The sequence below is a fragment of the Brevibacillus gelatini genome (assembly GCF_050920745.1).
In the GTDB taxonomy this organism is placed as follows: domain Bacteria; phylum Bacillota; class Bacilli; order Brevibacillales; family Brevibacillaceae; genus Brevibacillus; species Brevibacillus gelatini.
This window is the reverse complement of the sequence record NZ_CP154342.1, coordinates 766,749-779,297: the sequence shown is the minus strand read 5'-3', so window position 1 is coordinate 779,297 and position 12,549 is coordinate 766,749. Positions and strand designations below refer to the sequence as shown.

The window sequence follows — 12,549 nt, the reverse complement described above, 5'->3', positions numbered from 1 at the left end:
AGGCAAGTCTTGTCTTTGCGAACATACATATGACAGTAAGGCCCGGCTTGTACCCGGTTTCATTTTGCCAACAGACAGGAGGGACCTATGTCCATGCTCGTTCTCTTGGAACACATTTTCCTTGGAATCGTCCAGGGATTGACGGAGTTTTTGCCGATCTCCAGTACAGGCCATCTCGTCTTGTTCCGGAAGCTGTTCGGCATGCAGGAGGTCGGTCTGCTCTTCGACACGATGCTGCATTTCGGGACGCTGATCGCTGTCGTGATTGTATTTTGGCCGCAGATTCGCTACATCGTCCTGCACCCGTTTTCCCGGCTGACGAAGCTGCTCGTCGTCGGCACGATTCCTACGGCGTCGATTGGGCTTTTGTTCGAAGACTACTTCGAGGAGATTTCGCGCACCGGAATCACCATCGGCTGGGAGTTCCTCGCCACAGGCGCCATTTTGTGGGCCGTTGAATCCATGCGGCGGGGCGAGCGCAAATTTGACGACATTCGCTACACGGATGCGCTCATCATCGGCACGCTGCAAGGGGCTGCGATCTTGCCCGCGATTTCCCGTTCTGGGCTGACGATTGCCGGAGCGCTCATGCGCGGAATCGACCGTGCCGACGCCGCCCGTTTTTCTTTTTTGATTTCCTTGCCTGCCATTCTGGGGGCATGCGTGCTGCAATCCGCCAAGCTGGCGGCTGCTCCGCTCGATACCGCGCTACTGATCCCGATGCTCGTCGGGACGATGTGTGCCGGACTGGCCGGGTACATCGCCATTCGCTGGATGCTGAAAATTGTCAGCACAGGCTCGATGAAGGGCTTCGCTGTCTACGTCTGGGTATTGGGCGCTCTGATTCTCGCCCTGCAGTTTTTCGGCTGGTAGTCAGGTGAAACGTAGAATATGGAAAAAGCCGGCTGCGCCCAAGCCGGCTTTCATCTGCTTTCTTCCTTGTCAGGGTAACGGCTGGCGACCAGTTTGCCTACGAGCAAAACAATGCCGTAGAAGGCTGTTGCCAAGAGGGAAGTTGCCAGCCAGGTCGCTGTCCCCAGGGCGAGATAGAGCAGCGCATGAGCAATGAAAATGCCCAGCAGCCACATCAGGATGTTCATGCGATTGAAAAAGTTCATCAAGCGACGCAATTGCCTTGCACCTCCACCAATCCATCTACTACTTGTTATAGCCGATGGCGAGGTGTTTTATCCCCTGACTGCCTTTTGGCATCAGGAATCGAAGCTTTTCACGGCAAATCCGGCCCGCTCCAATATTTCCGCCAACACAGGCAACGGCGTGTTCGCCACTTCCCTGTACATTCTGGGGGTGTAGAGATGCACCGCGTGCGGGAAATCGTCGGACAAGCTCGCCCGCAGTTTTTTGCCGCTGTCATCTTCATCCGTAAACAGGTACACTTCGTCTGCCGATTCCGCTTGCGCCAAAAGCTGCTCCCCTTTTTCCTGGCTGTAGGTGCCGTATGTGCAGTAGATGGTCACAGGCTCTGCCAGCACGCGGAGCAGTCGCTCCTTGTCTGTCTTCCCTTCCACGATGATGACACATCCTCCCATGCCATCCCCCTCCTTAATCCACAAGCCTTTTTTCTATAGTACATCTTACACTGCCACATAGACAGCCTCTTTCCGGGAAAATGTGGGACGATTACTTCTGCCGCTGGCAAGGCATCGTAAAAAAGAAACCAGATGATGAAGGAGGAAGCACCATGTCCAAATTCAAAAGCGCGAAAAACTTGAACCAGAAAGGTCTGGCTGTATCCGGGCTGACCAGCAGCACCGTTGCGGACGACACGCATACCGAAAACAACCAGGGCTCTTCTCGCCAACAGCAGCACAAAGAGCAAAACAACAGCACTCAAGGGTAATTTTTTCTCAGCGGCTTCTTTTCCGAAAAAGCGGACCAGTGGAACAGCTCTTCCTCAGCGGGCTGTTTCTCGCCGTGATGGATATGACAGGCTTGCCAACACCAATCCGCCTTTTGTGTAGACAGAAGGGATTGGTGTTTTCTGTTTTTTGTGAAAAAAGCATTGCATTCCCCTTTTTCATGTCATATAATCTGACATAAATAAAATAAATGTCAGAATACCTGACACAAAAGGAGTGGAACGAATGGAACCAACTCTCACTGAACTGTTGTCCGCCATTGATGCCACATGGGTTATGGTCTCGGCCATCCTGGTCATTCTCATGCAAGTAGGGTTTGCCTTGCTTGAGGCCGGATCGACCCGGATGAAAAACGCTGGCCACGTCGCTGGCAAGACCGTCCTCACCTTCGGCATTTGCTCCATCGCCTTTTGGGCGCTCGGCTTCGGCCTGACTTTTGGTGACGGCAACTCCTTCATCGGCTTATCCGGATTTTTCTTCGACGGCTTGCAAAAGGACGCTTTCTCCGCTTTTTCGGCCGCGACCGTTCCGATTTCGATTCTCTTCCTCTTCCAGCTCGCATTCGCGGCGGTTTCACTGGCAATCGCCTGGGGCGGTTTTGCCGAGCGAGCCAAGCTGTCCGTTTACTTTATTTTCAGCGTATTGTTCACTGTCCTCATCTATCCTGTCGTCGGCCACTGGGTCTGGGGCGGAGGCTGGCTCGCCCAGCTCGGCATGCAAGACTTCGCTGGCTCCACGGTTGTCCATCTGCAAGGCGCTATCGTCGCACTCGTCGCTACCGTTCTGTTGAAGCCGCGCATCGGCAAATACAACCGTGACGGCAGCTCCAACCTGATCCCCGGTCACAACCAGGTGTACTCCGTGCTCGGCGTGCTGTTTCTGTGGATCGGCTGGTTCGGCTTCAACGCAGGCTCCACCCTTGGCAGCACCTCCGGCTTTTTCGGCTATGTCGCCGTTACAACCAACCTCGCTACAGCAGCAGGCGCTGTCGCCGCCCTCGCCATTTCCTGGATCGTCATGGGCAAAGCGGACATCCCGAGCATGCTGAACGGCGTCCTGGCCGCTCTCGTCGCCATCACTGCTTCGTGCGCATTCGTCGAGCCGTGGGCGGCTGTCGTAATCGGCGCTGTGTCAGGTATTCTTACATTCTACACCTCCATCTGGTTTGATCGCATGGGAATTGATGATCCGGTCTTCGCTTTTTCCGTTCACGGCGTGGCCGGAATCTGGGGCACGCTGTCCACTGGCCTGTTCGCTACACCTGAGCTTGCGGAAAAAGTCGGGGTAGGCGGTGCCGGACTGTTTTACGGCGGCGGGCTGCACCAGCTCGGTGTGCAGGCGCTCGGCCTGGCAGGCTCCATGGCTTATGTGTTTGTTGTAGCGTACATCGTTTTGTCCATCCTGAAAGCGACAATCGGACTTCGCGTCACTGAAGAAGAAGAGGTGGTTGGCCTTGACCTTAGCGAACATGGAGGATACGGTTATCCGGAACTACTGCAGCCTGAGACCATTCGCCCCGCTGCGTCCAAGCAAAGCAGCACCTCTCACACTCTCGCCTGAGCAGGTAGCGCGCATCCAGCAGGCGGAATCGTTCGCGGAGCTTGCGCAGCTTCGCCAGGAATTGCTCGACCCGGATCCCTTGCGCGAATTGAACCGCGCAGGGGAGATGGCCCCTTTTTCCATCGTAGTAAATCTGATTCACGACAACCTGATCCGCCAGGGCGTTCTGCTTGCCGTAGACGCTCTGACGAAAAGAGGGGTAGGCGAGCCGCCCGTCCCGTTTGCCTTTTTGCAATTCGGTAGCGGCGGACGTTTTGAGCAGGCCATTATCAGCGACCAGGACAACGGGCTTGTCTATTCGATCCCCGAGCACCTCAGCGAAAGCGAGCAGGAACGGGTTCACGGCTATTTTCAACTGCTGGCTGCGACCATCGTTTCCGGTCTGGAGGAAGCAGGCTATCCGCCTTGCCAGGGCAATGTCACCTGCCTCTCTCCGAAGTGGCGCGGCAGCGTCGATCAATGGATCGACCAGTTGGACAGATGGATTTCTCACCCGGTCTGGGAAAACGCCCGCTATTTGCTTTTGGCAAGCGACGTGCGCGTCCTGTACGGGGAATCGGCCATTTTCGCTCCTGTGCTCGACCGCTTTCGGCAGCTTTTGGCCGGGAATACGTTTTTGCTCGATCGGCTGGTCAGCAACACTTTGCATTACCGCGTGCCGCTCGGCCTGTTCGGAAGAGTGCTGCCCGAAGTCACTGGGCGGTTTCGTGGGGCCATCAACATCAAGTACGGCGTCTATTTGCCGATCGTCAACTGCGTGCGGCATTTCGCCCTGGCGCACGGCATCTTCGTCAACTCCACGCTTGAGCGGCTCGGTGAGCTGGCGGAAAAAGGCGTGTGGAGCAAAAGCTTTTGCGACGAAATAGCCGCGCATTTTCGGCTGATCCAAGGGCTGCGCCTGACCGCCCTGCTTCATTGGGAGGACGGACATTACACGAGCAACAGTTACATCAAGCTCAACAAGCTCTCGCCTGATTCCATCACACAGGTGCGCGAAGCGATGAAGCTCGCAATCCGCCTGCAAAAAATGACGGCGAAGCTCCCGTCTACCTTCAAGGGATAGGAGGAGACGCGTTTGGCAAAATGGGACTTCATCGGCCGCTTGTGGAACATGAACCGCGGCGACTGGAAGGGGGGGCTTGGCGACGACGACAAACAGCACCAGGCTTATCTTCGCTCCATCTCCAAGGAAGCAAGGCACGTTGATTCCAGCGAAAACATACCGCTTGCCGATCTGGAGGTCGTCGTCGTCGATCTGGAGACGACCGGCTTTTACCCCGATCACGGAGACGCGATCATCTCTATCGGCGCGGTGGCAATGCGCGGGGAAAAGCTGCTGCTCGGAGATTCGTTTTACACGCTGGTCAATCCGGGGCGCACGATCCCGCCCCACGTCCGCTCGCTGACCGGGATTACCGACGAGATGACGGCGGACGCGCCGGATCTGCCGGAAGCTCTCTCGCGGTTTTTCCGCTTCGCGGGGGATCGTCCACTCGTCGCTCACCACTCCCGGCATGAACGCGAATTTTTTCGCTCGGCCCTCTGGAAAACAAGCCGACGACCGCTGACCCACCGGATACTCGACACGATGCTCCTGATTCGGCTGTTGAGCAACCCGGTCGGCAACGGCTCGCTGGACGTCCTCTGCGCCCAGCACAACATCCCGATCTCCCGCAGACACCACGCCTACTGTGACGCGGTGGCGGCCGGGACGCTGTGGTCGAAGTATTTGAAAAAAGCGCAGCAGGCCGGATATACCAATCTGCGGGAGGTGTACGAGGCGCTGCGGTAGAACAGGCGAGGAATCGCTTGGGGAGCGTGAAACTTCCCCTGTGCAAACGAACAAAAGCCGACAATTTACGCTGTTACGCGGATTGTCGGCTTTGTTTTTGGGAAAACGGCTTGTCTGCTTGCGGCTTGCAAACGGTCATGTTTTTTACGAAGCCGGCGCATTAGCCGCATCGATCTCGACGGCTTTGGTCATGGCAAGCAATGCTTCATAGGTGACGGGCAACATCGATTCGGCAACGCCTGCAGCCGTATGGACGACAGGAAAGCGCCGCAGGGAGGTGTCAACGTAGACGGGAACCTCCTCCTGCAACGCAAACGGACAGACAGCACCTACGCGATAGCCTGTCACCTTTTCCACTTCTTCCGGGGAAGCCATTTTCGCCTTGCCCGAGCCCAAAGCAGCCTTGACCTGCTTGGGATGAATCCTGACATCTCCCGCTGCGACAAACAGCGCGAACTGGTCGCCCACCCGAAACAGAATCGACTTGGCGATTTGTCCCACCTCGCAGCCCAGCGCTTCGGCGGCTGCCTCAGATGTCGGAAGCGGCTGCTCGAACAAAATCGGCTCGATTGCAGGATCGTACTGCTGCACAAAAGCCTTCACTTTTTCTAAAGGACTCATCACGGTCATCCTTCGCACCTCCACTAGCCAGTTGCCAAGTCCCTACTCCAGAAGAAACACCTCGTCGCCCTGCGACACCGTACCTGTCGTCACCACAGAGGCGTACACGCCAAAGCGGTTTTCATGGCGCTTCACACATGCTTTCAGCACGGCCGCGTTCATTTGCAGCGTATCCGGATCGACATTTACGTACATGCAACGCTCGCAATGCTTGTTGACCTGCAGCGTCACGTCGTTGATTTGCAGCTTTTTGCCCAGCCATTTGTCTTCTGCAAACGGTTCGTCGTCTTCCAGCACGACGATGAAGTTTCCGCGAAAACGTCTCGGGTCAATCCAGTCGCTGCCGATCACCCGGGCCAGTTCGCGCAGGGAGGCGTCCGTCACCAGCAGAATGTGATCCTCCCAGTTTTTCCCTCCCTCTGTCGGGAGACTGCGCATCGGTGTCACTCTTCTTTTCGCTGTCTGTGCGACATGGGCGAACAACGACTCTCCCCACGTATGTACGCTGCCGTCACGCGCTTCGATCTCAACCTCGGGGTATGCATCTTCGCCCGTCTTTTCTCCCAGGCGGGCATGGTAGCCGAGCAGCGCCGGAACGACGTCTGCACTCAAATATTTGCCGCCGCGAGAGTCGTCCAGAAAGTAATAAGCCCGATCGCCGTACAGGCCGAAAGCGTCGACCTCGGACGTCACCAACTGCTCCCCCTGCATCGCTTTTACCGGATGACGGAAAATGCTTTGCAATGTTCCTATCTTTTTCACGGGAACCCTCCCCCTCTCGTCTCTATCCTTTTATAAACGAATTGCGCACCCTGCTCCAGAACGTCAGCCGCTTGTAGCGGGCGAATTTGACCTTGCCTTGCCCGACGCGGCACGTAATGGAACGTACGCCCCTCCACACCGCCTGTTCGCGGTCGAGGCCGATCATGATCTCCGGGTTCATGACGATCAGCTCGACTTCGTGATGCTTGGGCAAAACGAGCGAGCTGTTGATCGTCCGGTACGCCTGGTTGTTGATGGAGGCGATTTCGGACAGTTGGATCGCCTCGATGGACGGATGCACGATGGCTCCATCCACGGCTTTGTTGTAGGCTGTGCTCCCCGATGGCGAGGAAACGATCAGCCCGTCGCCGCGAAACGTCTCCAGCTCGTCCCCGTTTATGTAGACGCAAGCAACCAGTGTCGAGAGGGATGCGTTGCGCAGGACCAATTCGTTCAACGCCCATTTTTCGTGTTGCTGGCCATCTGTTGTATCAATGCGGCACTGGACCGTCGGATACTCGACGATCGCCGGTTCGGCGTGCAGCAGCCGGTCGACGAACTCATCCAGCTCCTCCGGCCGCCAGTCGGCGTAAAAACCAAGGTGGCCCGTATGAATCCCGACATAGGCAGGTTCCATTCCGTATTGATGCACCGCCTCCAGCAGCGTCCCGTCCCCTCCGATGGAGAGCACCATGTCAGGCTTGGCCTCTGTTCCGTTCACAAACGTGTACGGACTGCCTGCCTCGCGCAGCTTTTCCTTCAACAATTGTTCTACTTCCCGTGTATAATCGTCATTTCGCAGTACAGTCGCAATCTTCATGCTGGTCTGCCCTCACTTTTATCCTTCGAAGCGGTCAAGCACGCTCGTTGTTGTTGATCTCACTATAACACATGGGAGAAGCGGTTGCATGAAAACGGCAGAGGTGTGCCAAATGAAGGACGCCTTTTTGTTCGTCAGCCACGATGAGGCGCACTCCGAGAGTCAGCGGCTTGCGGATTTTCCAATACCATTTCGCTATCGCATGATACAACGCCATGTGGTCGCCTCCTGTTTCCTGACTGGACGTCGGTTTGCACGGGTGGTCGGTCGTTTTGCTGTTAGGGAAATATTACCTGACGGATAGTGGAAAAACAAATCTTTGTGAGAAAGGAAAAAATGAAAAGCCCTTCCTCGCTGGCTTTCAGCGAAGCAAAGTGCAACAAAAAAAGCAGGCCTGCCCAAGGCCCACTTTTCACCCGAAACGACTTTCCAGTTCTTTGACGATTGCTTCGGCCTTGCGAATCCAGCGGGGGTCGATCTCGGCGTCTTTGTCGAGCGGTTCCTGGAACTGGTTCATCACGGCTGAAGCGACGGGGGCGTAGTAGCCGATCTCTTCCTCTACGCCTGTGTTGTAGACGTGGCGCAAAACAAACGGTTCGCCCAGCTCCAGCCAGGCATCGGGGCTGTCCAGCTCGCCCTGCAAAACTTTTACCGGGATGCGCAGGTACACCGTGTTTTTGTCGTCAAGGCTGCGGTCGAAATAGCCGTGCTCGTAATCCCAGTTAGCCAATGTAAAATGCGGCTCAAGCGATTCGCGAAAATACCCGAATGTCGCCTTCGTCCCTGGTAAGCTGCTTTGGATTTTCTTCATTTGTATCCCTGCCTTCGTTACATGCTACTGGTAGTGTGCGCCGAAACAGCAGGTTGTACTCACAGGCGAGGGCAGGCAAAACGAGCAACAAGCCTCGCTGCCGGAACTGCGGTTGGCAAGAGGCTTGATCGCTCGATGCTTTCACGTTTTAGAGCAGTGCGATCGTCAAAAGCGTAAACAAGGCGAGTGGGATGATTTTTTTGCCTCTTCGGCACGGACGGCGGCGTTTTTTCCTTGGCACGACGACTGCAGCCGGAGGTGGCGGCGGCGGTGGTGGAAACGGGTAAAACGACTGCGGCGGGTAGGGCGGGAACGGTGGGAATGGCGACATGTACGGATTGAATCCGGAATACGGGCTGACGAAAGGAGCGCCCTCGCCATACGGACTCACCTGGCCATACGGAAAGCTGGGACTGCCAAACGGACTCACTTGCCCATGCGGCTGACCCGGACTCCCAAACGGGCTCACCTGCCCATACGGCACACCTGGGCTGCCAAACGGACTCACCTGCCCATACGGCACACCTGGGCTGCCAAACGGACTCATTTGCCCGTACGGCTGGCCTGGGCTGCCAAACGGGCTTACCTGCCCATAGGGATGTGTCGGACTGCCGAATGGGCTGATCGGAGCGTATGGATAGCAATCTTCCGCGTAAGGGCTGACTTGACCGGCAGGAGGCCGATTGGGCTGGCTGCTGCTGCCAAGCGGACTGACATCGCCAAACGCCTGATACCCGCCATACGGATAGCCATAGGGAGTCCAATTCGGGTACCCGTCCCAGTCTCCATGCGATTTGCGGCTGGCTACCTCTTCGATCTCGTAGCCGTCTTCCTCTGCATCGGGATCGTCCACTTCCACGTATACGTTCTGATCGTCAATATCCACGATCACCCCTTCAAAAACCTGGCCGTCAATCGCTTCGATGCGCACCTTTTTTTCGATGTGTTCCTTGCATATGTTTTGCACATTTTCACGCATATCTTTTATCAAGCTGACCGTCTGGACGTCAGCCTGGTACAGCTTTTTCTCAGACTGCATGGAAACTCCTCCCCTTCTGGTGTTTCTTTATTACCATATACAGGTGCCCATGGGGAGGTGTACCGGTTTGCAGTCCGGACTAGCCCATTTTGTGCTGCGCTTGGTCTGTTTCCGCGAGAAAACGGGAAGGCAAAAACGGTGTCAGGCGCTCCGTCTCGCCTTTTTCCAGGTAGTCCGCCATCCATTTCGCTGTTACCGGGGACAGCAGGATGCCGTTGCGGAAATGCCCGCCGGCAATGGAAAGCCCGTCCCAACCGGGCACAGGACCAAGCAGCGGCTTGCCATCTGCCGTAGCGGGCCGCAGTCCGCCCCACGCCTCCAGAAAAGCGGCACTGTGCAAGGCTGGCACATACGGCATGACGCCGTTCAGGACGCTGGCCAAGCCAGCCAATGTGACCTCGCGCTGAAAGCCGCTTTCGTCTTCGGTCGCGCCGATGACGATTTTGCCGTCCTTTTTCGGGGTGATGTAGCCCGATGTGCCAAAAATGACGGTGCGCAGCGGGATGCCTGCGGAGGAAACGGCCGCGATCTGGCCGCGAACCGGGCGAACGGGAACCGATACGCCGAGCATTTCCAGCATGATGCCCGCCCACGCGCCTGACGTGATGATCGTTTGCGTTGCCCGCAGCGGCCCAAGCGAGCTCTCCACGCCGACTACCCGGCCGCCTTTTACCGCTATGCCGCTCACGACACAGCCTGCGTGCAGCACGACGCCTTGCAGCCGACACGCTGTCACAAGCGCGCGCAGCAGCATGCGGTTGTTGATATGACCTTCATACGGAGAGTAAATGGCTGCCTGCGCCTGTTCGGTCAAAAGCGGCTCCACCTCAGCCAGTTGCTGGCGTTCCGTCAAAAAGTGAACGCTGTACCCCGCTTCTTTTTGCCAAAGGTACTTCGCCAAAAGCTGTTCCTGCTCGTCATCGTTGAGCGCAACCGTGAGCAGCCCTTCCAGGCTGAGCTGGACGTCCCCTCCGGTAAACTCCTCCAGTTCGGCTGCCCACTGTGGATAACAGGCCAGGGACGTCATGCCCAGATCGAGCATCGGGCCTGGGGCTGCAAACTCCTTCAAGGGCGCAAGCATCCCCGCCGCAGCAGAAGACGCCTGACCGCCCCATTCGTCCTGCTCGACCAGCGTTACGCTCATCCCTCTTCGTGACAGCTCATAAGCCAGACTTAATCCGATAATTCCTCCACCCACTACGAGACAATCGCTCAATTTGTTTCTCTCCTCGCTGTTGTAATCTCTGCGGGGCCATTTCCTAAAGCAAAAAGAAAAAGCCCTCCCTTTCCTTCGCAGGAAAAGGCGGGCTTCATACGCATGTAAACCAAGAATAAAGCGCTGTTTGCCGGCAACCGTATCCCTGCGCCGGCATGATCCGGATCAGGTGCAATGGGTCGACGGTCGTTCGCTTCCGTCCTCTCAGCCCCGCATGAAGGACTCCCCGAGTTGCTTGATCTTTTATTTTCGTTCACCCACCAAGTATAGTCCTCTTGGCTGTGATCTGACAAGATGCTCTCTCTTCATCCTGCTCCCTAGTCTTCGTCTTTTACATCGTAGCTTTCCGGAATCGTCTCGTGACGCTCCGCTTCCTCGAACTCGCGAAGCTTGCGTATTTCCTCCAGATGGTGGTTGAACTGCTCCTTGTTGATGATATACTCATTTCCGTCGTGGAGAGCGCGGATTTTGCCCTGATGAATTTTTTCCAAAATAAACGTTTCAGGAAGCTCCAAATACGCCGCCGTCTCCTCCACAGTCAAATACGTTTTGTTCTCGCGCAATCTTGCCTCCAGTTCCGCTTTCTGCTGCTCGAATCCAGGTTTTCCCAGAAGGGCGAACATGTTGGCCTTGTACGCCTCCACCCCGGGCTGATCGAACGGGTTGACTCCTAACAAATAGCCGCTGATCCCGCACGCCTTTTCAAAAAAGTAAATCAGGGCACCAAGGTGATACGCTGTCGCCTCTGGCATTTCCACAAGCAGGTTCGGTACGCCGCCGTCTACATGGGCCAGTACCGTTCCCTCGAAAGCCTTTTTATTGACAAAACCCATCCGCTTGCCGGACAGGAAGTTCAACCCGTCCACATCCAGCGGGTCCTCCTGTACGGTGACGTCAACGGCGGGCTTGTTCACGGTTACAACGGTTTCAAACAACTGCCGCATGCCGTCCTGTATGTACTGCCCCAACGAGTGCAAGTCCGCGGAAAACTCGGCGGACGCGGGAAAAATTCCTTTGCCGTCCTTGCCTTCCGACTCCCCGAAAAGCTGCTTCCACCACTCCAAAAAATAACGGAATTGCGGTTCGTAGCTGACCAGAAGCTCCACGGTTTTGCCTTTGCGGTACAGCGCATTGCGAATGGCCGCATACTGGTAGCACGGATTTTCGTACAGATCCATGACCTTGTAGCGCTCGCACGCGTCCTGCGCTCCCTTCATCAGCGCATCCACATCTGCTCCGCTCACTGCGATCGGCAACAGTCCAACCGCAGTCAACACGGAAAAACGTCCGCCTATATCGTCCGGAATGACAAAGCTCTCGTAGCCTTCGTCCTCGGCAAGTTTTTTCAGGGCGCCACGCGTTTTGTCCGTCGTAATATAGATGCGCTTCCTCGCCTGTTCGCGTCCGTACTTGTTCACAAGCCAGTTGCGCAGCAGCCGAAAAGCGATCGCGGGCTCCGTCGTCGTGCCCGACTTCGAGATGACATTGATGGACACATCTTTTCCTTCGATCACGTCCATCAGATGAGAGATATAAACCGGGCTGATGTTATTCCCGACAAAATAAATTTCCGGAAAACGCCGCTTCGACTTCGGCAATAAATTGTAAAAACTGTGGCCCAAAATGTCCAGTACAGCTTTTGCCCCTAAATATGAACCCCCGATTCCAATTACCAAAAGCACATCCGAATCAGCCTGGATACGTGCCGCCGCCTGGCGAATCCGCTCGTACTCGTCGCGGTCATACCTCTGCGGCCAATCAACCCAACCGAGATAGTCCCTGCCTGGACCCGTTCTTTTGTGCAACATTTCATGCGCCTGCCCGATTGCTGGTGCAAGCTGTTCCCATTCATGCTGTCTCACAAAAGGGCGTGCATTAGAGTAATCAAATCGAATCGCTTGGTTCATGGCTTCCCTCCCAAAGCACATCATCTATTTCCTTCATCTTATCACGTCAGAAGCCGGAAAGTGATTTTCCGTCAAAATATCACAAAAAGCGAGAAAATTGTGTATAATTCGTCAAAAACAAACAAAAACCGCGCTTTGCTG

The 12,549-nt window shown here is 55.9% G+C and carries 15 protein-coding genes, 1 pseudogene and 1 riboswitch; of the genes and pseudogenes, 5 read left to right on the top strand and 11 right to left on the bottom strand.

Translation table 11 applies throughout. The annotated features are described in order from the left end of the window. The first annotated feature begins 93 nt into the window (after positions 1-93). A complete protein-coding gene (locus AAFJ72_RS04055) occupies positions 94-873 on the top strand; it encodes an undecaprenyl-diphosphate phosphatase (protein ID WP_432776155.1) in 780 nt (259 codons plus the stop codon). 50 nt (positions 874-923) lie between these two features. Here the strand turns inward: AAFJ72_RS04055 and AAFJ72_RS04050 are convergent, their stop codons facing one another. Further along, positions 924-1,130 (bottom strand): hypothetical protein, encoded by a 207-nt coding sequence (locus tag AAFJ72_RS04050; protein ID WP_432776154.1) that lies wholly within the window; start codon positions 1,128-1,130, stop codon positions 924-926. 81 nt (positions 1,131-1,211) lie between these two features. After that, complete coding sequence (locus AAFJ72_RS04045; protein WP_432776153.1) at positions 1,212-1,550, bottom strand: toprim domain-containing protein; 339 nt, start codon at positions 1,548-1,550, stop codon at positions 1,212-1,214. Positions 1,551-1,702: 152 nt separating this feature from the next. Between AAFJ72_RS04045 and AAFJ72_RS04040 the strand changes: the two genes are divergently transcribed. From AAFJ72_RS04040 to AAFJ72_RS04025, 4 genes are all read left to right on the top strand, one after another. Beyond that, positions 1,703-1,861 carry a hypothetical protein gene (locus tag AAFJ72_RS04040; RefSeq protein WP_170163358.1) on the top strand — a complete coding sequence of 53 codons (159 nt, stop codon included), beginning with the start codon at positions 1,703-1,705 and terminating at the stop codon, positions 1,859-1,861. A 244-nt stretch (positions 1,862-2,105) separates the two neighbouring features. Next, positions 2,106-3,440 carry an ammonium transporter gene (locus AAFJ72_RS04035; protein ID WP_432776152.1) on the top strand — a complete coding sequence of 445 codons (1,335 nt, stop codon included), beginning with the start codon at positions 2,106-2,108 and terminating at the stop codon, positions 3,438-3,440. Beyond that, positions 3,334-4,503: a DUF294 nucleotidyltransferase-like domain-containing protein gene (locus AAFJ72_RS04030; protein WP_432776151.1), complete on the top strand. Its 1,170-nt coding sequence runs from the start codon at positions 3,334-3,336 to the stop codon at positions 4,501-4,503. Before AAFJ72_RS04035 ends, AAFJ72_RS04030 begins: the two co-directional genes overlap by 107 nt. Positions 4,504-4,515: 12 nt before the next feature. Continuing rightward, positions 4,516-5,232: an exonuclease domain-containing protein gene (locus AAFJ72_RS04025; RefSeq protein ID WP_432776150.1), complete on the top strand. Its 717-nt coding sequence runs from the start codon at positions 4,516-4,518 to the stop codon at positions 5,230-5,232. A 144-nt stretch (positions 5,233-5,376) separates the two neighbouring features. Here AAFJ72_RS04025 and AAFJ72_RS04020 read toward each other — a convergent pair whose 3' ends face one another. The 9 genes and pseudogenes from AAFJ72_RS04020 to AAFJ72_RS03980 all read right to left on the bottom strand — a co-directional run. After that, complete coding sequence (locus AAFJ72_RS04020) at positions 5,377-5,862, bottom strand: YbaK/EbsC family protein (protein ID WP_432776149.1); 486 nt, start codon at positions 5,860-5,862, stop codon at positions 5,377-5,379. A 33-nt stretch (positions 5,863-5,895) separates the two neighbouring features. Next, positions 5,896-6,615, bottom strand: coding sequence for an MOSC domain-containing protein (locus AAFJ72_RS04015; RefSeq protein WP_432776148.1), 720 nt, complete (start codon positions 6,613-6,615; stop codon positions 5,896-5,898). A 22-nt stretch (positions 6,616-6,637) separates the two neighbouring features. Further along, entirely contained in the window at positions 6,638-7,435 is a 798-nt protein-coding gene (locus AAFJ72_RS04010; RefSeq protein ID WP_122903287.1) for an NAD kinase, read from the bottom strand. 34 nt (positions 7,436-7,469) lie between these two features. Continuing rightward, complete coding sequence (locus AAFJ72_RS04005; RefSeq protein ID WP_246005724.1) at positions 7,470-7,652, bottom strand: hypothetical protein; 183 nt, start codon at positions 7,650-7,652, stop codon at positions 7,470-7,472. Positions 7,653-7,847: 195 nt separating this feature from the next. Further along, on the bottom strand, positions 7,848-8,246 hold the full coding sequence (locus AAFJ72_RS04000) for a YugN family protein (protein ID WP_122903286.1): 399 nt from the start codon (positions 8,244-8,246) through the stop codon (positions 7,848-7,850). Positions 8,247-8,394: 148 nt separating this feature from the next. After that, positions 8,395-9,285, bottom strand: a complete 891-nt coding sequence (locus AAFJ72_RS03995) for a hypothetical protein (protein WP_432776147.1) — start codon at positions 9,283-9,285, stop codon at positions 8,395-8,397. 79 nt (positions 9,286-9,364) lie between these two features. After that, a complete protein-coding gene (gene thiO / locus AAFJ72_RS03990) occupies positions 9,365-10,501 on the bottom strand; it encodes a glycine oxidase ThiO (protein WP_122903285.1) in 1,137 nt (378 codons plus the stop codon). A gap of 122 nt (positions 10,502-10,623) precedes the next feature. Beyond that, positions 10,624-10,740, bottom strand: a riboswitch (TPP riboswitch). Positions 10,741-10,818: 78 nt separating this feature from the next. Beyond that, entirely contained in the window at positions 10,819-11,037 is a 219-nt protein-coding gene (locus AAFJ72_RS03985) for an excisionase family DNA-binding protein (protein ID WP_342771456.1), read from the bottom strand. 21 nt (positions 11,038-11,058) lie between these two features. Then, positions 11,059-12,408, bottom strand: a pseudogene (locus tag AAFJ72_RS03980) (glucose-6-phosphate isomerase); the annotation flags it as partial. Between the last annotated feature and the right edge of the window lie 141 nt (positions 12,409-12,549).

Coding starts and splice junctions, on each gene's coding strand:
- AAFJ72_RS04055 (WP_432776155.1), top strand. CDS start 94: ATGCTCGTTCTCTTGGAACACATTTTCCTTGGAATCGTCCAGGGATTG.
- AAFJ72_RS04045 (WP_432776153.1), bottom strand. CDS start 1,550: ATGGGAGGATGTGTCATCATCGTGGAAGGGAAGACAGACAAGGAGCGA.
- AAFJ72_RS04040 (WP_170163358.1), top strand. CDS start 1,703: ATGTCCAAATTCAAAAGCGCGAAAAACTTGAACCAGAAAGGTCTGGCT.
- AAFJ72_RS04035 (WP_432776152.1), top strand. CDS start 2,106: ATGGAACCAACTCTCACTGAACTGTTGTCCGCCATTGATGCCACATGG.
- AAFJ72_RS04020 (WP_432776149.1), bottom strand. CDS start 5,862: ATGACCGTGATGAGTCCTTTAGAAAAAGTGAAGGCTTTTGTGCAGCAG.
- AAFJ72_RS04010 (WP_122903287.1), bottom strand. CDS start 7,435: ATGAAGATTGCGACTGTACTGCGAAATGACGATTATACACGGGAAGTA.
- AAFJ72_RS04005 (WP_246005724.1), bottom strand. CDS start 7,652: ATGGCGTTGTATCATGCGATAGCGAAATGGTATTGGAAAATCCGCAAG.
- AAFJ72_RS04000 (WP_122903286.1), bottom strand. CDS start 8,246: ATGAAGAAAATCCAAAGCAGCTTACCAGGGACGAAGGCGACATTCGGG.
- AAFJ72_RS03995 (WP_432776147.1), bottom strand. CDS start 9,285: ATGCAGTCTGAGAAAAAGCTGTACCAGGCTGACGTCCAGACGGTCAGC.